Annotated in this window: 21 protein-coding genes; 5 read left to right on the top strand and 16 right to left on the bottom strand. The window is 67.0% G+C overall.

The features are described from left to right. Positions 1–39: 39 nt before the first annotated feature. Together AC3FMM_RS27320 and AC3FMM_RS27325 are read right to left on the bottom strand one after the other, a co-directional pair. Positions 40–540, bottom strand: a complete 501-nt coding sequence (locus AC3FMM_RS27320) for a (R)-mandelonitrile lyase (protein WP_488687732.1) — start codon at positions 538–540, stop codon at positions 40–42. Positions 541–617: 77 nt separating this feature from the next. After that, positions 618–971, bottom strand: a complete 354-nt coding sequence (locus AC3FMM_RS27325; protein WP_326348248.1) for a cyclophilin-like fold protein — start codon at positions 969–971, stop codon at positions 618–620. Between the two features lie 529 nt (positions 972–1,500). On the opposite strand from AC3FMM_RS27325, the gene AC3FMM_RS27330 reads away from it, so the two are divergent. Both AC3FMM_RS27330 and AC3FMM_RS27335 read left to right on the top strand, forming a co-directional pair. After that, entirely contained in the window at positions 1,501–2,448 is a 948-nt protein-coding gene (locus tag AC3FMM_RS27330; protein WP_488687733.1) for a lactate/malate family dehydrogenase, read from the top strand. A 56-nt stretch (positions 2,449–2,504) separates the two neighbouring features. After that, positions 2,505–3,983: a DASS family sodium-coupled anion symporter gene (locus tag AC3FMM_RS27335; protein ID WP_488687734.1), complete on the top strand. Its 1,479-nt coding sequence runs from the start codon at positions 2,505–2,507 to the stop codon at positions 3,981–3,983. A 72-nt stretch (positions 3,984–4,055) separates the two neighbouring features. Here AC3FMM_RS27335 and AC3FMM_RS27340 read toward each other — a convergent pair whose 3' ends face one another. Continuing rightward, positions 4,056–5,597, bottom strand: coding sequence for an MltF family protein (locus AC3FMM_RS27340; RefSeq protein ID WP_116314124.1), 1,542 nt, complete (start codon positions 5,595–5,597; stop codon positions 4,056–4,058). 165 nt (positions 5,598–5,762) lie between these two features. Here AC3FMM_RS27340 and AC3FMM_RS27345 point away from each other — a divergent pair, with 165 nt between their 5' ends. Next, positions 5,763–6,314 carry a GNAT family N-acetyltransferase gene (locus AC3FMM_RS27345; RefSeq protein ID WP_115713694.1) on the top strand — a complete coding sequence of 184 codons (552 nt, stop codon included), beginning with the start codon at positions 5,763–5,765 and terminating at the stop codon, positions 6,312–6,314. Positions 6,315–6,344: 30 nt separating this feature from the next. Here AC3FMM_RS27345 and fabI read toward each other — a convergent pair whose 3' ends face one another. The 9 genes from fabI to AC3FMM_RS27390 form a co-directional block, all read right to left on the bottom strand. Further along, a complete protein-coding gene (gene fabI, locus AC3FMM_RS27350) occupies positions 6,345–7,127 on the bottom strand; it encodes an enoyl-ACP reductase FabI (RefSeq protein ID WP_488687735.1) in 783 nt (260 codons plus the stop codon). A gap of 77 nt (positions 7,128–7,204) precedes the next feature. Beyond that, complete coding sequence (locus tag AC3FMM_RS27355; RefSeq protein ID WP_115713696.1) at positions 7,205–8,395, bottom strand: acetate/propionate family kinase; 1,191 nt, start codon at positions 8,393–8,395, stop codon at positions 7,205–7,207. 4 nt (positions 8,396–8,399) lie between these two features. After that, a complete protein-coding gene (locus AC3FMM_RS27360; protein ID WP_115713697.1) occupies positions 8,400–9,338 on the bottom strand; it encodes a phosphate acetyltransferase in 939 nt (312 codons plus the stop codon). Positions 9,339–9,413: 75 nt separating this feature from the next. Further along, positions 9,414–11,729, bottom strand: coding sequence for a DUF3141 domain-containing protein (locus AC3FMM_RS27365; RefSeq protein WP_488687736.1), 2,316 nt, complete (start codon positions 11,727–11,729; stop codon positions 9,414–9,416). Positions 11,730–12,032: 303 nt separating this feature from the next. Then, positions 12,033–12,866 carry a poly(3-hydroxyalkanoate) depolymerase gene (gene phaZ, locus AC3FMM_RS27370; protein ID WP_116314761.1) on the bottom strand — a complete coding sequence of 278 codons (834 nt, stop codon included), beginning with the start codon at positions 12,864–12,866 and terminating at the stop codon, positions 12,033–12,035. Positions 12,867–12,929: 63 nt separating this feature from the next. Continuing rightward, positions 12,930–13,370 (bottom strand): phasin family protein, encoded by a 441-nt coding sequence (locus AC3FMM_RS27375; protein WP_115713699.1) that lies wholly within the window; start codon positions 13,368–13,370, stop codon positions 12,930–12,932. Positions 13,371–13,454: 84 nt separating this feature from the next. Continuing rightward, positions 13,455–15,173 (bottom strand): alpha/beta fold hydrolase, encoded by a 1,719-nt coding sequence (locus AC3FMM_RS27380; RefSeq protein ID WP_488687763.1) that lies wholly within the window; start codon positions 15,171–15,173, stop codon positions 13,455–13,457. A gap of 125 nt (positions 15,174–15,298) precedes the next feature. Further along, entirely contained in the window at positions 15,299–15,763 is a 465-nt protein-coding gene (locus tag AC3FMM_RS27385; protein WP_115701686.1) for a MaoC family dehydratase, read from the bottom strand. 276 nt (positions 15,764–16,039) lie between these two features. Further along, the gene (locus AC3FMM_RS27390) at positions 16,040–17,059 is read right to left on the bottom strand and encodes an AraC family transcriptional regulator (protein ID WP_488687764.1); all 1,020 of its coding nucleotides are present in this window, start codon (positions 17,057–17,059) and stop codon (positions 16,040–16,042) included. Between the two features lie 230 nt (positions 17,060–17,289). On the opposite strand from AC3FMM_RS27390, the gene AC3FMM_RS27395 reads away from it, so the two are divergent. Further along, positions 17,290–18,066, top strand: a complete 777-nt coding sequence (locus AC3FMM_RS27395) for a DsbA family oxidoreductase (protein WP_488687737.1) — start codon at positions 17,290–17,292, stop codon at positions 18,064–18,066. Between the two features lie 105 nt (positions 18,067–18,171). Here AC3FMM_RS27395 and AC3FMM_RS27400 read toward each other — a convergent pair whose 3' ends face one another. Beyond that, complete coding sequence (locus tag AC3FMM_RS27400) at positions 18,172–19,923, bottom strand: SulP family inorganic anion transporter (RefSeq protein ID WP_414248668.1); 1,752 nt, start codon at positions 19,921–19,923, stop codon at positions 18,172–18,174. 221 nt (positions 19,924–20,144) lie between these two features. Here AC3FMM_RS27400 and AC3FMM_RS27405 point away from each other — a divergent pair, with 221 nt between their 5' ends. Continuing rightward, positions 20,145–20,492, top strand: coding sequence for a hypothetical protein (locus AC3FMM_RS27405; RefSeq protein WP_116314759.1), 348 nt, complete (start codon positions 20,145–20,147; stop codon positions 20,490–20,492). Positions 20,493–20,538: 46 nt separating this feature from the next. On the opposite strand, the gene AC3FMM_RS27410 is transcribed toward AC3FMM_RS27405, so the two are convergent. Genes AC3FMM_RS27410 through AC3FMM_RS27420 form a run of 3 tightly spaced genes read right to left on the bottom strand, consistent with a single transcriptional unit; the run spans position 20,539 to position 23,264 of the window. Further along, complete coding sequence (locus AC3FMM_RS27410; protein WP_240991358.1) at positions 20,539–20,937, bottom strand: hypothetical protein; 399 nt, start codon at positions 20,935–20,937, stop codon at positions 20,539–20,541. A 20-nt stretch (positions 20,938–20,957) separates the two neighbouring features. Then, on the bottom strand, positions 20,958–21,875 hold the full coding sequence (locus AC3FMM_RS27415) for a DUF2950 domain-containing protein (protein WP_326348257.1): 918 nt from the start codon (positions 21,873–21,875) through the stop codon (positions 20,958–20,960). An 18-nt stretch (positions 21,876–21,893) separates the two neighbouring features. Beyond that, positions 21,894–23,264 (bottom strand): DUF3300 domain-containing protein, encoded by a 1,371-nt coding sequence (locus AC3FMM_RS27420; RefSeq protein WP_488687738.1) that lies wholly within the window; start codon positions 23,262–23,264, stop codon positions 21,894–21,896. Positions 23,265–23,286: the final 22 nt, after the last annotated feature.

A 23,286-nucleotide genomic window follows, 5' to 3' on the forward strand; every position in this document is an offset into this window, starting at 1 on the left:
ACCAGTGCGATCACGCCGGCCCGCAAACCCCGGCGCAGCCTAGCGGGCGTTGTATTGCGCATCGGTGACCTTCTCCATCCATGTGACGTTCTTTCCTTCCACGGTGCCGGTGACGGCAAGGTGGGTCATCGCGGTGGAGGGCGCAGCGCCGTGCCAGTGCTTGACACCGGGGGGACACCAGACCACATCGCCGGGACGGATCTCCTGCACCGGCTTGCCCCATTCCTGCGTGAGTCCCACGCCCGATATCACCACCAGTCGCTGCCCGGCCGGGTGCGTGTGCCAGGCCGAGCGCGCGCCGGGCTCGAACGTCACCAGCCCGCCGGAGGCGTTGATATGCGAGTCGGCCGGCCAGACCGGATCGATCCGCGCCCGGCCGGTAAAGTAGTCGGCGGGACCGGCCATCGACGGCTGGCTGCCGGCGCGTGCGATCTGCTGGGCGGGTGCGCCCGGCGGCGAACTTGCCTGCGGACCTGCTGCGCAGGCGACTGCGCATGGCAGCGCGGTGGCACACAGGGCCAGGGTCTTGAGGTCGTGCATGAGCCTCCTTGATGGATTAAAACCGGGGCGGTGGCCAATGACACGGGCCACACGGCCTCTACGTCGCGCGGCACGCGTCAGGGTTCAACCCGCTCGATCCGTACCTGGTATGGCCCCGGCTGTGCCAGGATGGGCAAGCCTTCGTTCACCTTGCCAAGCGGCAGCAGGCTGCGCGCATAGGACCGGCCCTGGATGAAAATCGCCAGGTTGCCCCACGGTGCGTAATGGGTCAGCTCGCCGGCCACGGGAGCCATGCCATCAGGCGCGCCCTGCGTGGACAGCTTGCGCGGCAGGCCGGCGACGCGTTCGATGGTGGCGTAGTCCTCCATCGTCAGCGATAGCGGCAGCAATGCGGCGAAATCGCGCGCGGTAGCGTTGTCGTACAGCGTGGCGGTGGCGCTCTGGCCGTTGACGGTCAGGCGAATCTTCATGAGGGTCTGGTTCGAACTGGACTGCGGCAACCAGGCCATGGCCTGGGTCGGCAAGCAAGCTGGCAGGGCAAGCAGCGCACTGGCGAGCAGCCGCGGCGCCCGGCGCTGCAAAGGGGTCCAGGGAGCAAATCGACGCGTTGTCATCCGCCGCATCTTCGCGGATTCATGCCGGACTGAGTAGCAAATGGATGCTTAAAGGCTTTATAAGCCGGGCTAATCAATGGCCGCGCGCCGACTGGCTGATACGCGGGACGAATCAGAGCTCCCGTGAGTGCGCGGACCGGCTGTGAGGTGGGGTTGAAAATGGTGCATGGTTGCCCTAGTGTTCATACGGCGAATTCGACAGCTACGCCTCCCTTGCGTCTGGCGCAACCAGCAAGACTTAACATCGAGCGGCATATCCGTCCATCCCGGCCATACCATGTCAATGCAATTTAGGGGCATTCGCGCGCCGTGGCATCTTCACCACTGAAAGGCGTGGATGCCGATAAGTCGGGCCGTTGAATACATGTCCCAACGGAGGCATGCGATGCGTCAGCCCAAGATTGTCATTGTTGGGGCGGGCCTGGTGGGCGGCTCAGCGGCACTATTTACGGCTCTGGCCATTCCAAGCGCAGAGATCGTCGTCATCGACCTCGCGCGAGTCCGGGCGGAAGGACAGGTGCTCGACCTGGCCCATGCCGCGGCGTTCTGGGGGCACAATCGCTTCCACGCTGGTGAATACGAAGACGCCCGCGACGCAGATATCATCGTGATAACGGCCGGCGTCGGTGTGAAACCGGGCCAGACACGCCTGGACCTGGCCAAGACGAATGCGGAAGTCGCGCTCGAAATTGTCGATCGGGTGGCCGGGCTCGCACCCAATGCAATTTACGTCATTGCCGCCAACCCCTGCGACGTTCTTGCCGCTGTCGTATTTGACCGCCTCGGTTGCGCGCGGGCGCGTGTCATTAGTACTGGCACCTCGCTCGATACGGGGCGACTGCGCTCGCTGCTCTCCGAGCGCCTGGGCGTCGTCGCACCGGCGATTCATGCGTACGTCCTGGGCGAACACGGCGAGTCCGCACTGATCGCCTGGTCCGGGGCGACGGTTTCCGGGATGCCCCTCGACGCATTCCTGACCAAGACCGGCAAGGAGCTCGGGCCTGCCAGCCGCGATCTGATTCTGCGTTCCGTCCACGAAGCAGCCAAGCTGATCAAGGAAGGAAAAGGTGCCACCCACTATGGCATCGCCAGTGCGATCGGCCGCATCTGCGAGGCTCTCGTGCACAACACCGACCTGATCATCACGGTCGGTATTGTGCATGCCGAAATCGAAGGAATTTCCGAGGTATGTCTGTCGCTGCCGCTGGTGCTCAATAGCACCGGCGCCCAACTGCTGGCCTACCCGGACCTTGACGCCATTGAGCGTACGTCCCTGCAACGCAGCGCAAGCATCGTCAAAGCGGCAACCGACAGCGTCCGGGCAGCCCTGTAGATGCATGGCTTCAGGCTGGAAACTCGTCAAAATACAATGCCATCAGGAGGCAAATCATGGCTCTGTCTCATGCCAAGAAAACGCCGCCGTCGAGTACTCCCGCGACGAAGCCAACGCTTCCCGCCAGTCAACTTGGCAAGACCTGGAAATTCCTGGTCCCGCTTGGCATCGGCATTATTTTGTGGTTCCTTCCGCCGCCGGCCGGGCTAGAGCTAAAAGCGTGGCACATGTTTGCAGTATTCGTTGCCACCATTGCCGGCATCATGACAGCACCGCTGCCGATGGCGGCAGTCGCCATCATTGGCGCAACCGCAGGCGTGCTGGTTGGGGTCGTGTCTTTTGCAGACGTGACCAGATCCACGGGTACCGATTTGGTCTGGCTCGTGCTGCTCGCCTTCTTCATTTCCCGCGGCGTAATCAAGACCGGTCTGGGGCGTCGGATCGCGTTGCTCTTCATGCGACTATTGGGCAAGCGGACAGTGGGCTTGGGTTACGGACTGGCCATGACCGAACTGCTGATTTCGCCCGCCATGCCAAGCATCACCGCCCGCGCCGGCGGAGTCATGCTGCCGATTACCCGTGCGATCGCAGAAGTGCTTGGCAGCCATGCCGGCGATCCCGAATCCCGGGGCAAGGTAGGAAGCTATCTGATCCTTTGTGCCTTCCACGCGAATATCATTACGGCGGGGATGTTCATCACCGCGATGGCAGGTAATCCGCTTTCCGTCAAGCTGGCCGCAGACCAGGGGGTCTCGATCAGCTGGCTTGAGTGGGCGGTGGCTGCATCCGTCCCGGGGTTGCTATGCCTGGCGATCATTCCCCTGGCCATGCTGTGGATTGCCCCGCCGGAGATCCGGAAAACGCCCGATGCGACGGCGCTGGCGCAGAGAGAGCTTGCTGCGATGGGGAGCATCTCCTCCAAGGAGATCATCATGGGCGCGATCTTCATCGGCTTGCTGGTCCTCTGGATTTTTGGCGAGTACCTGAAGATCAGTGCGACGCTCGCCGCTGCCATCGGTGTCTCGCTGCTTTTCATCACCGGTGTGCTGACCTGGCAGGATGCCCTCGACGAGAAGTCAGCGTGGGACACCATGATCTGGATTGGCTTGCTTATCATGCTTGCGTCCAAGCTCAACGAATACGGCATGGTCAAGTGGTTCGGCAAGGAATTCGGCGCCTATCTCGAGGGCTTCCCGAGGCTGGCTGTCTATATGCTGGTGGCGGCAATCTACTGCTACATACACTACTTTTTCGCCAGCGCCACGGCACATATCAGCGCTCTGTTTCCACTGTCGATGGCACTGATGGTTGCCGCTGGCATCCCTCCCTTCACCGCAGCCGTGGCCCTTGGCATTCTGAGCAACATCAACGGTTGTCTGACGCAATACGGCATCGGTTCCGGTCCCGTAATGTTTGGCGCTGGCTATGTTTCGCAAGGAGATTGGTGGAAGGCCGGGTTCTTCATGAGCCTGATCTACATGGTCATCTGGCTGGTCGTGGGTCCGCTTTGGTGGAAGTTGCTCGGGCATGTCTGAGGCGCAGCCCTCTTGCCAGCAACGGTCCCGCAGGTAGTTGCCAGGAGGCCCTCTATGGTTTGGCTGCCGCCGCTATTTCTGCACCTGCCTGATCGCGCGCTCGCGCGACGCCTGCATGTCCTGCATCAGCCGGTACGCCGCGTAGTACTTGAAGATATTGCGCACATAGGTGGTGGTCTCGATGCCGATCTTCTCCGCCACCACGATCTCGACGTTGTTGAACCACTTGTCGGGATCCAGTCCGCGCGCCGCCGCTTCCTTGCGCATCTTGGCGATATTGCCCGGCCCGGCGTTATAGCTGGCGAAGGCGAACAGCGGCCGGTCCGCTTCCGAGAAATGCGCGTCGGGAAAGTACTTCGTCATCAGCCGGTCCATGTACTTGGCGCCGGCGTGGACGTTGGCCTCGGCCATCCGGATATTGCCGACATTCAGTTCCTTGCCGGTGGCCGGCATGATCTGCATGATGCCGACCGCGCCCACATGGCTGCGCGCCTCCTGGTTCAGCTGTGATTCCTGGAAACCCTGCGCGGCCAGCATCAGCGGGTCGAAGCCATAGTCCTTGCCGTACTTCTCGAAGAAGGCGATGGTCTGCTGGAAGCGCTTGTACTCGGCATCGTCGGTATTGTTCTTGATCTGCTTGATGCGCAGCATGGTCTGCTTGAGCCGGTACTCCGCTCCGCCCTGCTTCTTGACGACATTGAGGTAGAAGTCCTCGATTGCCTGCCGCAGCTGCGGGCTGTTCTTGCGGTAGGCCCAGCCGGTATAGCTACCATCGCGCACGGCCAGGTCATCGCGCACCTTGACGTTCGGCAGGATCTGCGCCCACGTCGCAGCCTTCCAGTCATCGACCACCAGGATCTGCAGCACGCCCGCGTTGAGCATCTCGAGCGCGTCTTCGTCCTCGAGCGCGTCGGGCAGCATGACCAGCTTGACCGGCGCCTTGCCGGCGCGGCGCAGGCCGTCGTTCAGCACGGTCAGGCTTTCGAAATAGCTGCTGGCGCGACGGACATGCACGGTCTTTCCGGCAAGATCGTCGAGGCGCTGCAACGGCGGCGCCTTTGGCCCCGTGACCACCAGCTCGCGCACCGGCTTGCGGTCGCGCGGCGCGGTGAAGTCCACCTGCCTGAGCCTGCTTTCGGTCTCGGTGAGGTTGCCGGCGGCGATATCGCCAAGCCCCGCCATCAGGTCGGGCAGCAGCCGGTCGCGCGTGGTCGGGATGATGACGATGGTCAGCGGGCGCTTGCCGAGCTGGTCGGCGTATTTCTTGTTCAGGTAACGCTCGAAGTCACGCACCAGCTCGGCGGTCAGTCCGCGCTCGCGGCCCTTGTCGCTGAAGTAAAGCGTGCGGCTGTACGGCACCAGCACGCGAATGACGCGGCTCTTGAGCATCACGTCGAAGTCGCCGGTACGGGGCTTGTTGGCAAGGTTCAGGCCGCGCGGCGTGGCGGGAGTGGCCTGGCCGGTCGCGGCGGTGGCGGCAGGGGACGACGCTGGCGGATTTGGCGATGGCGGAGCTTGCTGGGCTGCGGCAGAGGGTCCGCAAAGGCTGAGCGCGCCCATCAGGCCGTACAGAAGAAGGCCTGCCAGCCAACGGGAAGGGCGGACAGCGGACATGGCGGGATCGCAAGCCGTGCAAGCAAGCGCACGGGTTGCTCATATGGAGTCTAGGCATGAAATGGGGAGTTGCAAGCGTGTGCCGGCACCGGCATTGCGCATCAACTACTATGAACTGGATCCGCCCAGGTTATTCCCTGCTCACCTCATCTATCTTCACTGCCCATGCAAGAGCGCGATCCGGCAACCGTATTTGCACCATTCAACGTCACCGTGCGCGACGGTCGCGAGCTCCTGGTGCGGGAGATCGGCGAACGTGACAAGGCCGGCCTGCTGGCCGCGTTCAACCAGCTGTCCGCCGATGCGCGGTATACCCGCTTCATGGCGGCCATGCGGCAACTGCCGGAGGCAATGCTCGAGCAGGCGACGCATCCGTCGCCGGAGCGCGAGTTTGCCCTGGTGGCGATCGCCACGGAGAACGACGCGCCCGCCATCGTCGGCGGCGCCCGCTATGCTGCCGCACCGGGCAGCGACGCTTGCGAGTTCGCCGTGACGGTCAGTGACGACTGGCATGGGCTGGGCCTCGCCAGCCAGTTGCTGCGGGTACTGATCGATGTTGCCAGGCGCCGCGGCTATCGGCGCATGGACGGCTATGTGCTGTCGTCGAATACCCCCATGCGACGCCTGGCGAAGCGCCTGGGATTTGCCGACACACCGTGCCCCGACGACGCCACGCTGCGTGTCGTCACGCTGGCGTTGCAGGCCAGCGGGCAATAACTGGCGCGGGCGCCCGGTCACACCCGGCGCTCAGGCCATGATGTTGACGCCCCCATCGACATACAAGGTTTCACCCGACAGCCGCCGGGCGTACGGCGTGGCCAGGAACGCGCAGGTGTAGCCCACGTCCATGATGTCGACCAGTTCGCCGAGCGGCGCGCGCTGCACCGCGTCGGCGAGCATCAGGTCGAAATCCTTCAGGCCCGATGCGGCGCGGGTCTGGAGCGGCCCTGGCGAGATCGCATGCACGCGGATACCCTGCGGGCCAAGTTCGTACGCCAGGTAGCGCGACACCGCTTCGAGCGCCGCTTTCACGGGTCCCATGACGTTATAGTTCGGCACCACCTTGTTGGCGCCGTGATAGCTCATGGTGAACATCGTGCCGCCATCGCGCATCAGCGGCGCCGCCAGGCGGGCCATGCGTATGAAAGAGTGACAGGAAACGTCCATGGCCCGGGCGAAGCCTTCCGCCGAACAATTGAGCAGGCCGCCCTGCAGGTCGTCCTTCGGGGCCCAGGCCACCGAATGCAACAGGATATCGAGCTTTCCCCACTGGTCCCGGATCCGCGTGAACAGCGCATCGATTTCCGCCTCGCTGGTCACATCCAGCGGAAGGAAGATCGGGGCGGAAAGTTCCTCTGCCACCGGCTCGACATATTGACGGGCTTTTTCGCCGGCATAGGTGATGGCAACTTCCGCGCCCAGTTCGTGGAAGGCCCTGGCGCAACCGTAGGCAATGGAATGCGTGTTCGCAATCCCGCAGACGAGTGCCCTGGCATTGGCGAGAATCGGCTGTCTGTTCTCGGGTGTCATGTCGCGTCCCCTGAAGGTTCATTGCTGACGCGGCGCCCATCGCGCCCCGTCGGTCCACTGCTCTGCCGGTTCGGCGGTCATGGCGCGGGCGTCGCGATGATCTCCCGGGTATGCCTGGCGATCATCAACTCCTCGTCGGTCGGGATGACCCAGACGGGTACCTTGCCCGATACCTCGCTGATCCGCGGCCCGTTACGCGCATTGGCCGCGGCATCGATGCTTACGCCCAGCCATGCCGCCTGCCGGCACACGCGCTCGCGAACCGGTGCCGCATGCTCGCCGATGCCCGCGGTAAATACCAGCGCGTCCAGTCCTTGCGCGGCCGCGGCGAGCGAGCCAAGCTCGCGCGCGATGCGGTACGTGTACACCTCGACCGCAAAGCGGGCACGCGCGTCGTCGCTGGCAAGCAGTGCGCGCATATCGCTCGACACGCCGGACATGCCGAGCAACCCCGACCTGCGGTAGATCAGGTCCTCGATGGCCCCGGCATCCATGCCGAGCTCGCCGATCAGGTACAGGATCACGCCCGGATCCAGGCTGCCGCAGCGCGTTCCCATGGGCAGCCCGTCCACGGCGGTGAAGCCCATGGTGCTGGCCACGCTGCGCCCCGCCACCAGTGCGCACATGCTGCTGCCATTGCCGAGATGGGCGACGACGGTTCGGCCCGCGGCCGCGGCGGCGTCGATGCGCGGCAGGACGCTGGCAATGTACTCGTAGGACAATCCATGGAAGCCATAGCGCCTGACGCCGCGTCCGGTAATCTCCACCGGCAGCGCGAACGCCTGCGCCGCTTCGGGCTGCGCGCGGTGGAAGGCGGTGTCGAAACACGCCACTTGCGGCAAGGCCGGACGCCGCTGCGCGAGAATGCGGATGGCTTTGAGATTGTGCGGCTGGTGCAACGGCGCGAGCGGGCAAAGCGTGTCGAGCTCCGCCAGCAGCGCATCGGTCACCCTTGCCGGCTGCGTGAAGCGCACGCCGCCGTGCACCACCCGGTGCCCCACCGCGGCGAGCGTATGCCCTTCCCCATGGCCGCGCAGGAAATCCGCCAGGTAGGCGATAGCGCCTTCGTGCCCGAGCTGGGTGCCGGCATCCCACTGCCTGGCTTCGACTTCGGCGCCGGCCGCATCGGCCGCGCGAAACGCCGGAGCGGTGTAAAGCCCTTCGATGCTGCCGCGCAGTACCAGCCTCAGTGCGTTGTCATGGACATCGTAGGCGCGGTACTTGAGGCTTGACGAGCCTGCGTTCAGGACCAGGATGATCTCTGCCATGACGTCACCCCGCCACCTGGGTGGACTCTCGCCGCGCCTTGGCGACCAGGGCAGCCACCGCGCACGACGCCAGCCGCGTCGTCACCGTGTCGGCACGGCTGGTCAGGATGATGGGCACGCGCGCGCCCAGCACGATGCCGGCGGCATCCGCGCCGGCAAGGAACGTCAGGCTCTTGGCGAGCATGTTGCCGGCGTCCAGGTCGGGCACCAGCAAGACGTTGGCGCGCCCGGCCACCGGCGAATCGATCTTCTTGATGCGTGCCGCATCCAGGTTGATGGCATTGTCCAGCGCGAGCGGGCCGTCGACCACCGCGCCGGTGATCTGGTGGCGGTCGACCATCTTGCACAGCGCGGCGGCTTCGATGGTGGATGGCACCTTGGGATTGATGGTCTCCATGGCCGACAGGATCGCCACGCGGACTTCCTTCAGTTGCAGGGCGTGGGCCAGGTCGATCGCGTTCTGGAGGATATCGGCCTTTTCGGACAGGGTCGGGGCGATATTGACGGCGGCGTCGGTCACGATCAACGCGTCCTCGTGCCCGGGCACGTCCATCACGAAGCAGTGGCTGATGCGCCGGGCGGTGCGCAGGCCGCTGTCGGCCCCGACCACCGCCCCCATCAGCTCGTCGGTGTGCAGGCTGCCCTTCATGATGGCCTCGGCCTTGCCTTCGCGCACCAGTTGCACCGCGGCCGCAGCCGCCGCGTGGCTGTGCGGCGCATCGACGATCGGGTACGCGCCGAGGTCGATGCCGCTGGCACGCGCGGCGTCCTCGATGCGGCTGCGCGGCCCGACCAGGATCGGCGCGATCAGGCCCATGCGGGCCGCCTCGGCTGCGCCTTCCAGCGACGCGTGATCGCATGGATGCGCCACCGCGGTCGGGGTGGGCGGGATGGTCTTGCAATAGTCGATCAGCCGCTGGTACTTCTCATGTCTGGCGTTCACGGCATGCTCCTGCTCTGGTTTCAGCGTGGTCGGCGGGCGGCGCTGGGTACCCACGTGGTCTCGTACCGCATCGCCCTAGGACGCACGGGTGAGCGGTGCGCCCGCGGCGCGCCCGCGCTCGGGTTTCGGCGCCAGCACCGCCCGGATCCGCCCCAGCATCGCAGCCTGCTCCGCCGTGGGGCTGGTGCCAAGCAGGCGCTCGTCGGTGCGCAGTTTTTCTGCCAGCGCATGCAGCCGCTGGCGGTCAGCCTGGTGCCTGAGCAAGGCCGGCAGCGTCTCCAGCGCCTGCTCGGGCGCGTACCGGGTGATCAGCTCCTGCTGGCCCCGGGTCTTGCGCCAGGCGTCAGGGGGCAGTTCGGGCAGGAAGTCCGCGTAGTCCGTCACCAGCTCCTTGCGCAGCTCCAGCCGGGACAGCGGCAAGGGCTCGCCCTTGCGATTGAGCAGGCAGGCCAGCCGGGCAATCGCCTCGGTGTAGCCGCCCTCGCCGACCGAGGCCAGCGCGGCCCTGACTTCCGGCGGTTCCTGCGGCGCCATGGCTGCCGGCGCGGAAGGCTTGTCCAGCGACAGGAACGAGAACAGGTTGGCGTACAGGTTGAAGAACGATGCCTCCGTCATCGCGTCGCGCACGGCGCGGTAAGCGTCGAGGCCGGCACTGAGCATTTCCGCCCCCGCCTGTTCTTGCTGCCTCAGCGGATGGTCATCCGCCATGGCCTGGCGGTTCGCCCTGACCGCCTCGGCCGCGGGCTTCAGCCAGGCCATCCAGGGATTCAGGTCCGAGAACGCCCAGTTCTGCACCCGCAGCGGATGGAACTCGCGCAGCATCCGTGCCGACGCCTCGTTCGAAATGGCCTGGACCAACGGTTGCGCGAACAGTTCATAGGCGCGCTGGTTGAAGTCCGACAGCGCGGCAACGGCCTCGAACGGTTTCTCGTCGGCCCGCTCGAAGCGGTTGAGCCGGCCGGCGAGCTCCTCCAGCGAATGTTCCTCGAACTCGACCTCGTATTCGATGCCATCGCCGCGCTTGTGTTCATGGATGACCATGCCGTAGAGGCCCGGGGGCAGCAGTTCGATGCTTTTGAGCACCGAAACGATCTGGGCATGCTCCTTCTTTGCGACCTTGCCGGAGACGAAGATGCCAAGATGGCCCACGCTCCGGTGCATCATCCCGACGATCACCTGGCCGCGCGCCTTGATTTCATCGGTACTGCCATAGACGTCAACGACCCAGTTGAAGGCCTGCTGCGGCGGCGTGATGTTGTCGCCCATCGAGGCAAACAGAACGATCGGCGCCCGGATCTCGCGCAGGTCGAAGCCCTTGCCGCCTGCCGCCTTGACGTCGCCGCTCCACAGCTTGTTGCCGACGAACAGGTTGCGCGTGATCCATTCGATCTCCTCGCGGTTCATCAGGTAGTAGCCGCCCCACCAGCGCTCGAACTCGAGGAAGCGCGGCGGCTCGGTGTCGGCCTTGCGGTACAGGTTGTAGTACTTGTCCCACAGGCTGTTGGCCGGGTTCAGGTTCTCGAAGTTCTGGACCAGCCAGGCGCCGTCGAACTTGCCGTTGCCGAGGTCCGCCGTAAGCGATGCCAGCCAGGTGCCGCCCAGCAGGCCGCCGGAATAGCGCATCGGGTTGTCGCCCTCGCCCGCGCTCCAGGCACCGCTCCAGTACGACATCGGCGCACCGTTGATGACGATCGGGCCGGTGTCGTCCGGGTCCGATGCACCGAGCATCATCGCGGCCCAGCCCCCCTGGCAATTGCCGATGATGGCCGGCTTGGCGCTGTCCGGATGCAGGGCGCGCACCTTGCGGATGAACTGTTGCTCCGCCTCGCATACGTCGAGCAGCGTCTGCCCCGGCTCCGGGTCACGGAAGAAGATAACAAAGTAGACCGGGTGGCCGGCACGCATCGCCACGCCCACCTGCGAATCGTCCTTGAACCCGCCGATACCCGGGCCGTGCCCGGCACGCGGATCGATGATGACATAGGGGCGGCGGCTGTCATCGATGGTCACGCCTTCGGGCGGCGTGATTTTCAGCAGTGCATAGTTGACTGGCCGCGCGAACTGGCGGCCATCCATCACGGTTTCGTAGTCGAAGTGCAGGACCGGCTTGAGGCCGTGCGTAGCGTTTTCCACAAAGTGGTTGCCCCGCTCCCTGAGCGTGTCCCAGAACAGGATGGCGCGCTGCATGCTGTCGACCGCGTAGGCATAGCCGTTCATCGGATCGAGGCCGGCGGTCCACTTTGCCGGCGCGGGGGCCGCGTTGTCCTCGCCCATGGCCTGCTGCACACGATGTATGTAGGCCTCCTGCGCGTTCCTCAGCCGCTTTTGCAGCACGACGCCCGTCTTGACGCCCACTTCACGCGCGTGAGCCAGTTGCTTGCCTGCATCCATGCCGTCCTCCGCCAGGAATCCTGCAATATCCAGTGCCTATGGTGGATACTCCCCCTTCAGCCTGCCCGGGTTGTCCCGCCACACCCTGGACCGGCCCCGCGGGTGTATCCCGGGTGCCTACATATTCTTGCTCTGACCAACTTTAATGGGAGCCGGTCCCGCGGCAGAGATGAAATTTTTCCAAATGCGAGATAAGTAAAACCGCCCACCCGACAGGGTGATGCCCAGCTCACGAATCACACCATGCGCCCCCCATCCGGGGGGTCGTGCTGCGTGCGTCAAGGCGTGCGCTGAAGCGGTTGACTATGCGCGCAGGAAGCGGCCGATGGTTCTGGCCGCGCTGTCGGCGCCGGTCACAAGAAAGAGGTGGCCGTCGTCGACCAGTTGCAGCGCCGCGTGGGGAATGGCCGCGGCCAGGATCCTGGCATTGACCGGCGGCACGATCGGGTCGTCGGTCCCGTGCATCACCAGCGTAGGCTGCTTCAGCGCGCCCAGCCAGGGCAGGCTGCTCCAGCCCCAGGCCGCCAGCAGCTGGTAGAGGTAGCCGCGTCCGCGCGGCGGCTGCATGTGCCGGCCGTGCTGGTCGAGCCATGCGGGGTCATGGCGCAAGGCGCCGCCATACAGGTCGGCGCCAACGCGGCGCAGGTACTGCGGATCGGTATAGCGGCGCAGGCCGATCATCTTGGTCAGCACTGACAGCCTGCCGGGCACCATGATGACGCCGGGCGAGGTCGCCGCCAGGACCAGGCGCCTGCAACGGTGGGCCTGAAGCCGGGCAAACTCCTGCGCCAGCGCTCCGCCCCACGACACGCCCAGCGCATCGACCTGGCCATCGTAGCCAAGGCGCGACAGCAGCCGGTCGGCCAGCACGCAGAGACTGGAGAAGCGGTAAGGCATCAGCGGCGCGGGCGAGCCGCCCACGCCGGGAACGTCGAAGAGAATCACTTCGATGTCGGGCAGTGCGTCGACAAAGGGCCTGAGCAGTTCGAAGTTGGCGCCGATGCCGTTGAAGACCAGCAGCGGCGGGCCGGCGTCCCGGCCCGGCCGGATGCCGGCCCGCAGTACCTGGCCGTCCAGATCCACGGTCCGGACCCGGAGCTTGTGGCCGGCTGGCGTGCCGGCATTGATGGTTGTCATCGGTTCGTCCTGGAGACGTTGGCGCGCGGGCATGGCCGGCGCGCCGGCCTTGCCCGCCTGCGTTCATGCCTTGGGGCGCAGGATGCCCTTGACCTCCTCGACGTTCTCTGCGATGCGCCGGCCGACCGTGGCGATGCTGTCCGCCTGGGTCTTGTAGAGCGTATCGCTCAGCCCGCGCAGGCCGGCCACGGCCTTGTGCAGCGAGCGCGGCAGCGCTTGCGCCACCGTGGCGGAAGGCTTGCCCTCGGCGGGCTGGCCGCCGCGCGCCAGCGCCTGCAGGTCGGCGGCGGTGTCGCACAGGTACTCGGCCTGCAGGCGCACCACCGATTGCAGGCCGCTCAGCAGCGTGATGTTGATGCTGGCCAGCGCCTCGATGTCCTTGCGGCGCGACTCGAGGATCGCGGCCGGGTCCAGGCGATTGTGCCGGACGAAGTCAAGCAGCTTGCGGTGCGGGGCCTGGGACGCCTGCCGGGCGGCGGCGTCCGCGGTGTTGGTCGATTCCATCTGGGTATCTCCTCACGGTTGGGTTGCAAAAATCGAAACTGGGGTTGGCCGCTGCGGCATGGGCCGGCGTCCATGGGCTGCGCATCACGCTTCGGTCACATAGCGTCCGGGCGCATCGCCACAGGGTGCGAATTGCGCGCTGCCGGGAACGTCGGGCGCGCGGCGCTTTGGTCCCGAGCGCGCCTGCAGCCACTGGCTCCAGTGTTCCCACCACGAGTCCTGCACGGCGGTCGCGTCGTCAAGCCAGGCCTGCGGATCGGCGGCCGGCGCGCCGCCGCGGAAGAACTTCGCCTTCGGGTTGCCGGGGGGATTGACCAGGCTCTGCACGTGGCCGCTGGAACTCAGCACGAACTCGGTGCGCCCGCCAAAGGCGCGCATCGACCGGTAAACCGCCTTCCATGGCGTGATGTGGTCGGTCATGCCGGCCAGCACATACTTGTCGCAGGTCACGTCCGACAGCGTGATGGCGTGGCCCAGCACGTGCAGCGTGCGCGGCGTGGCGAGCTGGTTCAGCGTGAGCATGTCGAGGAACTGGCCGTGCAGGCCGGCGGGCAGCCGCGTGGTGTCGTTGTTCCAGTAGAGGACATCGAAGGCCGGCGGCGCATTGCCGAGCAGGTAGTTGTTGACCCAGTAATTCCACACCAGGTCGTTCGGCCGCAGCCAGGCAAAAATGCGTCCCAGCGCCGCGCCGTCGAGCACGCCGAGCGCCTGGCTGCCCTGCCGCGCTGCGGTGACGGCCTCGGGCGTGCTGAACAGCCCGAGCTGCGACTGCGCATCGAGTCCGAACACCGATACCATCAGCGTCGCGGCATGCACCAGCTTTTCGCCGCTGGCGGCGCAATAACCCATCAGCGCCGCCATGGTCATCGCACCGGAGCAGGCGCCATGCAGGTTGACGTCGGCACTGCCGGTGATGTCGCGGATCGCCCCGATCGCCTCGATCAGCGCGCTGACATAGGTATCCAGGTTCCAGTCGCGCTGCGCCGCGGTGGGATTGCGCCAGCTGACGATGAATACCTGCAGCTCCCGCGCCAGCAGGTACTCCACCATGCTCTTGCCGGGGGCCAGGTCGAACACATAGAACTTGTTGACCTGCGGCGGCACGATCAGCTGCGGCCGCGCATGCACGCGGGCCGTGGACGGCGCGTACTGGATCAGTTCCAGCAGTTCGTTGCGGAACACCACCGCGCCCGGCGTCGTCGCCAGGTTCTGGCCGACGCTGAAGGCTTCCTTGTCCACCTGGGCCGGCATGCCGCCGTTGCCCAGGGTATCGGCAACCAGGTTGGCCAGCCCGCTGACCAGGTTCATCCCGCACGACTCCACCGTCTTTCTCAGCGCGGCGGGGTTGCCTAGCAGGGTATTGGTCGGGGCCAGCGCATCGATCACCAGCTCGGTGAAGTACTGCGCGCGGTGCTTGCTGCGCGCGTCCATCACCGAGCGCCGCACCAAGCCGCCCAACGCGTCTCGCCAGGCCTGGTAGCCCTGCAGCGACATGCGGTACAACGGGTTGTCGCGCCAGGCGGCATCGCCAAAGCGCCGGTCCCGCGCCGACGGCAACGGCGCCGAACCATCCAGTACGCTGACGAGATCGTGCGCCAGTTGCGCCTGCTGCTCGAGCACGAGCACCGGCTCCTGCACGCACTGCGCGCCGATCTGCTGCGCGGCGCTGACGAAGTCCTCCGGCCTCAGGCCGACGAATGGATTGGGACCGGCCAGCGCCGGGTTCACGTCGATGGCTTCGACGGCTTCGACGGCTTCGACGGCTTCGACGGCTTCGATGGCCCCGGCCGCGGTGGCGGCCATCACCGTCGCGGCCTGCCGGTTCCTGCCGGCTTTGCTGGCCGGCGCGCGCGCCCTGGATGCGGTTGTCATGTTGCTGCTCCTGCCTCTGCCTTGTTTTCTGCCCTGTTCCGGTGTCGTGTCCCGCTTCATGCCATGACAAGCGCGAGGGCTTCCGCCACCATTGCCGGCCTGGCTTCACCCTCGACTTCCATCGTGTTCTCCATGCGCAACAGCACGCGGCCGTCGCCCTTGTCATCGACGGCCAACAGCCTGACGCGGTTGCGCACGCGCCCGCCTGCCCTGACCGGCGCCAGGAAGCGAGTCTTCTCCAGGCCGTAGTTCACCGCGGCGCGCGCGTCGCCCGGCACCACGCCCATGCCGGTCAGCTTTCCCGCCAGCAGCGACAGCGTCAGGTAGCCATGGGCGATGGTGCCGCCGAACGGGCTTTCCTTGCGGGCGCGCTCGACGTCAACGTGGATCCACTGGCGGTCCTCCGTGCATTCCGCGAACGCGTTGATGCGCGCCTGGTCCACTTCCATCCACTCGGACACGCCGAGTTCCTTGCCGACGAACGCGCAGAGCGTTGCCATGCTGTAGCCTTCGATTGCCATATGTCCCCTCGCTTGATTCGGTGCCGCGCGTTGGCCCGCGCGGATCTGATGCCGGCATCGTAGTGGCGGCGCGCGCCAGGGCGGCTACCAAATCCGGCCCAATCGCTGACAAAACCTGCCGCTTTGCGCGCGTGTGCCGCGGCAGCCGCGCAATGCGCACGCGAAGCCGCCCGTGATGGCGGAAACGGTCAGTCGCCGGCCGGCATAGTCGGCACATTGCCTGGCTGCGATACTCCGCCGTGATACGCGGCTGTGATACGCGGCTGTGATACGCGGCTACGGCGCGCGGCGGTAGGCATTCGGCGTGCTGCCGGTCCAGTGGCGAAAGGCACGATGGAACGCGGTGGGATTGTCGAAGCCCACGTCGAAGGCAATGGCCGCGATCGGATCCGCCGAGCGTGTCAGGCGCTGAATGGCGATATCGCGCCGGACATCGTCCTTGATGGCCTGGAAGGTGGTGCCTTCCGCGGCAAGGCGGCGGCACAGCGTGCGCACCGAACAATGCAGCGCCAGCGCCGCGGCCTCGATCGTGGGCGGTTCCGGCAGGCGCTCGGCCACGTACTGCCGCACGCGATGACAGGTCATCTGCTCGTCGAACGAGACAAAGATCCAGTCCTCGGGCGCGCGCGCCAGGAATTTCTCCAGATCCGGCTTGCGTTGGCGCACCGGCATGTCGAGGTAAGCCGCGTCAAAGATCATGCGGGTCCGCTGGCAGCCGAAATGCACCGGACCGGGAAACAGGTAGAGATGGTCGCTGGCCAGCGGCGGCCGGCCGGATGGCAGTTCCACCGCCTGCAGCGGAATCTCCTTGCGAACCAGCCACGACGTGACGCCATGCACCAGCTTCAGCATCAGTTCGCGGCCCAGCATGCTCACGGCGGGCGACGCCGGATACTCCATCAGCTCCACATAGCCCGAAGCCCCATCGCGCCGCGACTCGACGCGGAAATCGTCGAGGATCAGGTGGAAGAACTGCCCGAACCGGTGCAGCGCCACTTCCAGCCTTGGCGCATCCAGCAAGCTCAGGCACAGGTACTTGAGCGTGCCATTGCGCAGCGGGCGGCTGAAGATGCCCGGCATTTCATCGTCGTGTTCGTGCGCGAGCAGCCGGTACAACGTGGCGAACTGCTCTTGCGTCACGCGCGCCGCCGGCTCCGCCAGCAGTTCGGCCGCAATGCCGGAGCGCTCCGCCAGCCGCGCGATCGCCATGGGGTTGGCGCCGCAAAGAAAGCCGTTGACGACGGAGATGGGGACGGTAGGAGACAAAGCGTTCACGCTAGCGCGCCGGCAATGCATGCCGCGGGAAAGAGGTCGGCGCATTCTGCGGCTGCCGCCGGCGAACGCGCAAGCTGCCACGGGCCCGCCGGACATCGTGTTTTCCCTGCCTGTCACGAAATGTCAATTGATCGTCCCGAATCGTCAAAATTCCGTCGGACCATTGGACCAAACTCCGTGCTCACCGCAGACGGCAACAAAAGCCGCCGGACCGCGCCGCCGGATACCCGGCAGGCGCGCGCACCGATGACATGATCAAGAGCCAACGCATGCAATGCCCCGACAATTCCCCACACCCCGACAACGGTGCCAGGCGCCAGTCGTTGCCCTCGGATCAACCGGCGACGCTTTCGGTCGAGGCCTATTTCGACCTGATCTGCCCCTGGTGCCGGATCGGCAAAAAGCACCTGGAAACCGCCATCGATTGGCTTGGCCGCGAGCGCCCGGACGTCGCCGTGCAGGTGGCGTGGCGTTCTTATCCGCTGATCCCCACGACCCCGCCTGCCGGCCTGCCGTACCGCGAGTTCTACCTGGCGCGGCTGGGCAGCCCGGAGGCCGTGGCGATGCGCCAGGCGCAGGTGCGTGCCGCGGCAAAGGATGCCGGCCTCACGCTGGCACTGGAGCGCATCGAAACCTTCCCGAACACGCTGCTGGCCCACCGGCTGGTGCGCCATGCGCGCCAGCAGGCGGGCGCTGGCGTGGCTGGCTTGCTGATCGAAGAACTGTTCCAGCGCTACTTCATTCGCGCCGAAAATATCGGCGACCCGCAGGTACTGCGGCAGGCCGCGGCTTCGTGCGGCATCGCCTTGCCGGAGCATGCCGACAGCACCGGCGCGCATGACCTGGACTGGCTGCCATCGGTGCACGGCCCGCTCGACCCGCCGGCGCGCCCCGGTCTCGGCGTTCCCTGTTTTATGTTCAACGGCACGCAGAGCGTGTCGGGTGCGCGGCCGCCCGAGGTGCTGCTCCAAACCATGCACCAGGCGCTGGCACGTGCCAAACGGCGCGCCACGTTGGCGGCCGGCTAAGGACTTGAGCGCTGGCCGCAAGGCCAAGGCCCGACAAATCCTCCCACCCCTGATACGCGAAGACACCCGGAAAAGCGGCGCACCTCGTTGCCGAACGGCCGCGGCTCACCCCGCGCCGGCCGCAGGCGCCCTGCCCTTGCCGACGTAGTCATCCACCGCGCCGCCGACGGTGGCGTGGAAGTTCTTCTCGCCGATCAGCTCCAGCAGCTCGAAGCGCTTCAGCTTGTCGCGCACCGGATCCTTCATCTCGGCCAGGTGCACCGCGATGCCACGCTCGTGCAGCGTCCGGATCAGCTCGCGCAGCATGTCGGCCGAGGTCACGTCCACGCTGGTGACAGGCTCGGCGGCCACCACCACGCGGCGCACCGGCGTGGGCGAGTCCTCCACCGCCTCCATGAGCCGCTCCTGGAACAGCTCGGCATTGGCAAAGAACAGCGGCGCATCCCAGCGGAACAGCAGCAGGCCGTCGATGCGTTTCGCATGCGGATAGCGTTGCACGTCATGGTAGCCACGCAGCCCTTCGACACGGCCGAGCACGGCAAAATGCGGCCGCCAGCCATCCCACAGGAACTCGATCACGGCAATCACCACGGCCAGGCAAATGCCCGGTATCGCGCCAAACACCGCCACCGCGGCAAAGCACACCATGGACAGCCAGAACTCCCATTGCTGGATGCGATAGATGCGCCTGAGATCTGCAAACTCGAACAGCCCGAGCGCGGCGGCAATCACCACTGCCGCCAGCGCGCTGCTGGGCAGGTACTGCAGCAGGTTGGGCGCCACCAGCAGCAGCACCGCCACGGCCAGCGCGCCGACCACCCCGGTCAGCTGCGTCTTCGCCCCGGCGGCCTCCGCCACCGGCGTGCGCGAGGCGCTGCTGCTGATCGGGAAGCCCTGGAAGAAGCCCGCGGCCAGGTTGGCGGCGCCCAGGCCCACCATCTCCTGGTTCGGGTCGACCCGGCTGTGGTAGCGCGCCGCATAGGTGCGCGACAGCACGCTGGTATCCGCGAACGCAATCAGCGCCACGGCGCAGCCGCCCAGCACGATCTTGACCAGGTCGGCGCCGCTGAGCCACGGCAGCGCCAGTTGCGGCAGGCCCTGCGGGATCGGGCCGAGCACCTTCACGCCGGCCCGGTCCAGGCCGAACACGCTTACCGCGATGGTGGCCAGGACCACCGCGATCAGGATGCCGGGCAGCCGCTCAAAGCGCTTGAGGAGCAGGATCAGCACCAGGCTGCCGGCGCCGACTGCAAAGCTGTACCAGTTGGTCTGGCCGTCCAGGATGGCCCGGCCCAGCGCCAGGATCTCGCGTAGCGGCCCGCCCTCGTCGACCGAGATGGCAAACAGCTTGGGCAACTGGCTGACCAGCACCGTCAGCGCGATGCCATTCATGTAGCCGTAGCGGATCGGCTTGGACAGCAACTCGGTGATAAATCCCAGCCGCAGCAGCCCCATCACGATGCAGACCACGCCCGAGACCACCGCCATCATGCTGGCCGCGGCGATCGCGCGCGCGGGATCGCCAGCGGAGACCTGGATCACCACGGCGAGGATCGGCGCCGCCAGCGCGGAATCCGGCCCCAGCACCAGGACCCGGCTGGGACCGAACACGGCATAGACCAGCAATGGCACGACCGTGGCATACAGCCCGTACACGCCGGGCACGCCCGAGGCCTCGGCATAGGCAATGCCGACCGGCACGAGCATGGTGGTCAGCACCAGGCCGGCCGCCAGGTCGCGCGGCAACCAGGCGGCCTGGTAGGTCCTGAGCATGGTCAGGCCGGGCAGCCAGCGCCACCAGCCAGGCTCGCGCCGTGCGCTGCGCTCGCCGGGCGGGGTAAGCGGTTCAGTCTGCATGGGGGCTGTCCTGGGTGAAGGCGCGCTACCGCTTGCGTGGACTACAGGCGCCGGATGCGTGTCAGGGCCGTGCCGGACCAGGAGGCGCGTGCGCCGGCAACAAGGCACTGGCAATCCACGCCTTGGCACATATCATGGTTGTCGGGCCGGACGATCGGGCAATGGTGCTCGCGGCCCGCGGCACCGCCATGCGGCATCGCCGATCGCAACCGGGGTCTTTCATGCTGATCTCCAGACAATGCATGGCCGTGGCGCTGCTGGCGCTGGGCTGCACCGCCGCAAGCGCACAGCATGCCTCGGCGCCGGATGCCGCCGGCGCCATCGCCGAGGCCGTGCAGGGCGGCGCCAGCCCCTACCGCCCGCCGGCTGCCGCCAGCGAAGACCCGGACCAGGCCAGGCGGGCCAAATGCGAAGCGCTGAAGGCGCAGTACAACGCCACCCCGAAACAGCGCTCCTACCAGTCTTCCGGGCCGGCCACGCAGACAGCCCAGGGACGCACGATCCCCAAGATCGAGCGCGACAAGTCCCGCAAGTCGTTGCAGGAAGCCTACCGGGCCAACTGCACGTAGCCGCGGCGCGGGCCGCGCGCGCGCCGGCGTGGCAAGGGAGGCCGGCTCAGCGCCCCATGCGCGCGTCATAGCTGCGCGAGATGCGCTGCATCAGGCCCGGGTCATCAGGGTCGCCGCCGTCGAACTGCACCCGCACCGTGCCGTCGGCCTGGCGCCGCACGCTTGCCGACACCGGCCGGTTGTTGCGGCTGCCGGCGATGGTGCCGGCGGTTGCGTCCTGCACCCGGATCGTGACGCCCTGGTCTTGCAGGGCGCCGGCCGCGGCGTCAAAGGCGCGGTCGTAGCGCGTGGGCTGCGAGCCGGGGTAGGTGGTTGGCACCATCGCCACCGGCTCGACCGGGTAAGGGTAGGCGCACGCCGACAGCCACAGCACCACGCCAGCCGCGGCCACGACACCCGGCACAGCGCCCGCGCGCTTGATGGCGCGCTTGATGGCACGCTTCATGGCCCCCCTTGTAGCGCACGTCATGGCGTCACCCGGCTCCAGCCGGGGCCGGGGTCGAACGACCGGATCTTCGCGGCCTGGGCCGCACTGTCGGGCCCGAGGTCGCGCTCGAACAGCTGGCCGTCGTGGCTGACCATAAAGCTCTGCACGCCGGTATCGCCGTACTTCACCGGCCAGGCCAGCACCGCAAACCCGCCGAAGAGCTTGCCGTTGACCACATAGTTGTAAGCGCCGCCGGGCGCATGCGGGCCCTGCGCGGTCAGCAGCTTGTAGTGGTAGCCATAGTAGCCCTGCCCCGCCTTGCCCTTGCCGGCGGTAAGGAAAGCTGCACCCAGCGGGCTGGGCGGCTCGCCGTCGCGAGTCGGGTAGTACAGGCCATCCCGCTTGCCGGCGGTGCTCGCCAGCTGGCCCGCATAGACCAGCACGCCATCGCCGTCGTGGTCGGTCTGGGCATATTCGTTCTGGGCATCGTAGATCGCCAGCATGGTCTGCATCACCGCGAGTTCATTGCGCCCGACGCGGCGCAGGCGCATCTCCTCGACCCCGGCGCGGGTATCGAACTGCCAGCCCCTGGCGCCCTTTACCAGCGGCACCGGCAGGGTCCAGCCGTCGTTGCCCACGGCGATGCGGGCGTGGCTGTCGTCGACCGGCTGGAGCGCGTGCGCGACCTGCCATTGCTCCAGGAAGCGTTGCCGGACTTCCGCGCCCACAGGCGGGATCAGCTGGCGAAAATCATTGCCCAGCAGCACTTTCATGGCAGTGTCGTCCTGGCGGGCAACAGCGTCGCCGAACGCGTTCATCGCTGCCTCGGCCGATTCGAAGGGCTTCTGCGCGCGCGCCGCCGGCCCGTACGCCATGGCAAGCACGAGGAACAGGCCGGGCAGCCAGCCCAGATACCGGACCGGATGGCGCAAGGCAAGCGCGAGAGGTGAGGTCATGATCGAGGCTCCCTGCACTTAGCGCCTGCCGCCGCGGCCACCGCCGCCAAAGCCGCCGCCGCCGCGGCCGCCACCACCGCCGCCGAAGCCGCCGCCACCGCGGTGCGCGCCGGCTGACTGCATGCTGGACCGGCCACGGTCGAAGTCGCGCTGCGAAGCAGCGCCACCGCCCACGCCCTGGAAGGCGTTGTCGCGCCCGCCTCCGCCCCCGCCGCCGCGGGAGCGGTCGGAAGCCCCGGCGCGGTCGGAGACGCCGGCGCGGTCGGAGACGCCGGAACGGTCGGAGACGCCGGCGCGGTCGGACGCGCCGCCCCGGTCGCCACCGCCAGGACGATCCGACAAGGCCGCGCGCTCGCCGCCGCCAGTACGCTCGAGACCGCCCGAGCGATCGCGCTGGCCACGATCGGCGACCTCGCCGCGGCCGCCGGCTCCGCCTTCGCGGCCCCGAAAATCATTGCGGCGGTCCGCGCCCGGCACATCGCGCGAGAATTTCTCGCGCGTGGCGTTGTCCCGGTAGGCCACGCCCTGGCGGTGGCTGGCGTCGTGCTGCCAGCGTCCGCCGGCCTGCACCTTGGTGCGGTCGAAATTGCGGTCGATATTGGTGGCGCGGTTGACGTTGATATTCACGTCGCCCCCGCCCCAGTTGCAATTGCCGAAGATGGCGCCGGCCGCGGCCAGCCCGACGCCCCAGGCAAGGCCGGTGGCCAGCGCCGCGCCCGGATAGTAGGCGGGATACGGCGGCCAGTAATACGGCGGGTAGGCCGGATAGCTCCAGGCCCCGTAGACCACCGTGGGGTTGTACGCCGGCACGTAGATCACCTGCGGGTCGGCCGGCTCGATGCGCACCACGCTCTGCGTGCCGCTGGCGCTGCTGGTGGCGGGCTCGACGATGACCGTCTGCTGCTCGGTGCTCTTGAGGTTGCCCGATTGCTGCGCCCGCGCGCGCAGGCGCTGCACCGCGGCAAGCACGTCCTTTTCCTGCGCCAGGAAGGCATCGCCCAGCTTCTGGGTCCAGTCGAGCTTGTCGTTCATGGGCTCGAGCGCCTGCGGGAATGCCACCAGGGACTTCACGCTGACATCCCATGGCTGGTCGGCCACCGCCTTGACCGCGGCATCGCCCTTGATGCCGGGATTGGCCTTGAGCCAGCGCGCAGCGTGAACGATCTCCAGTGGATAGGTGGAGGCCATCAGCACCTGCGAAAGCACCGAATCGGGATACAGTGCGATCGGCGCGACCAGCGCCTCGATCTCCTCGGGCTTGAAGGAAGGGGTCTGTCCCTGGCCGCCCGCCGGCGCGCCCTGCGCGCCGGCGCCAGCTGCCACGGCCATCAGCGCCGCCAGCAGCCATGCCCGGCCGGACCCAAGCAGCCGTTTCACCAGAAAGGCCATATTCCCTCCTCGCGACCGGGTG

The sequence above is a fragment of the Cupriavidus sp. 207A1 genome (assembly GCF_057798955.1).

Bases quoted from the DNA above. Each gene is read 5' to 3' on its own strand.
- AC3FMM_RS27320 (WP_488687732.1), bottom strand. From the start codon at position 540: ATGCACGACCTCAAGACCCTGGCCCTGTGTGCCACCGCGCTGCCATGC.
- AC3FMM_RS27325 (WP_326348248.1), bottom strand. From the start codon at position 971: ATGAAGATTCGCCTGACCGTCAACGGCCAGAGCGCCACCGCCACGCTG.
- AC3FMM_RS27330 (WP_488687733.1), top strand. From the start codon at position 1,501: ATGCGTCAGCCCAAGATTGTCATTGTTGGGGCGGGCCTGGTGGGCGGC.
- AC3FMM_RS27335 (WP_488687734.1), top strand. From the start codon at position 2,505: ATGGCTCTGTCTCATGCCAAGAAAACGCCGCCGTCGAGTACTCCCGCG.
- AC3FMM_RS27340 (WP_116314124.1), bottom strand. From the start codon at position 5,597: ATGTCCGCTGTCCGCCCTTCCCGTTGGCTGGCAGGCCTTCTTCTGTAC.
- AC3FMM_RS27345 (WP_115713694.1), top strand. From the start codon at position 5,763: ATGCAAGAGCGCGATCCGGCAACCGTATTTGCACCATTCAACGTCACC.
- fabI (WP_488687735.1), bottom strand. From the start codon at position 7,127: ATGACACCCGAGAACAGACAGCCGATTCTCGCCAATGCCAGGGCACTC.
- AC3FMM_RS27355 (WP_115713696.1), bottom strand. From the start codon at position 8,395: ATGGCAGAGATCATCCTGGTCCTGAACGCAGGCTCGTCAAGCCTCAAG.
- AC3FMM_RS27365 (WP_488687736.1), bottom strand. From the start codon at position 11,729: ATGGATGCAGGCAAGCAACTGGCTCACGCGCGTGAAGTGGGCGTCAAG.
- phaZ (WP_116314761.1), bottom strand. From the start codon at position 12,866: ATGACAACCATCAATGCCGGCACGCCAGCCGGCCACAAGCTCCGGGTC.
- AC3FMM_RS27375 (WP_115713699.1), bottom strand. From the start codon at position 13,370: ATGGAATCGACCAACACCGCGGACGCCGCCGCCCGGCAGGCGTCCCAG.
- AC3FMM_RS27380 (WP_488687763.1), bottom strand. From the start codon at position 15,173: ATGGCCGCCACCGCGGCCGGGGCCATCGAAGCCGTCGAAGCCGTCGAA.
- AC3FMM_RS27385 (WP_115701686.1), bottom strand. From the start codon at position 15,763: ATGGCAATCGAAGGCTACAGCATGGCAACGCTCTGCGCGTTCGTCGGC.
- AC3FMM_RS27390 (WP_488687764.1), bottom strand. From the start codon at position 17,059: ATGCATTGCCGGCGCGCTAGCGTGAACGCTTTGTCTCCTACCGTCCCC.
- AC3FMM_RS27395 (WP_488687737.1), top strand. From the start codon at position 17,290: ATGATCAAGAGCCAACGCATGCAATGCCCCGACAATTCCCCACACCCC.
- AC3FMM_RS27400 (WP_414248668.1), bottom strand. From the start codon at position 19,923: ATGCAGACTGAACCGCTTACCCCGCCCGGCGAGCGCAGCGCACGGCGC.
- AC3FMM_RS27405 (WP_116314759.1), top strand. From the start codon at position 20,145: ATGCTGATCTCCAGACAATGCATGGCCGTGGCGCTGCTGGCGCTGGGC.
- AC3FMM_RS27410 (WP_240991358.1), bottom strand. From the start codon at position 20,937: ATGAAGCGTGCCATCAAGCGCGCCATCAAGCGCGCGGGCGCTGTGCCG.
- AC3FMM_RS27415 (WP_326348257.1), bottom strand. From the start codon at position 21,875: ATGACCTCACCTCTCGCGCTTGCCTTGCGCCATCCGGTCCGGTATCTG.
- AC3FMM_RS27420 (WP_488687738.1), bottom strand. From the start codon at position 23,264: ATGGCCTTTCTGGTGAAACGGCTGCTTGGGTCCGGCCGGGCATGGCTG.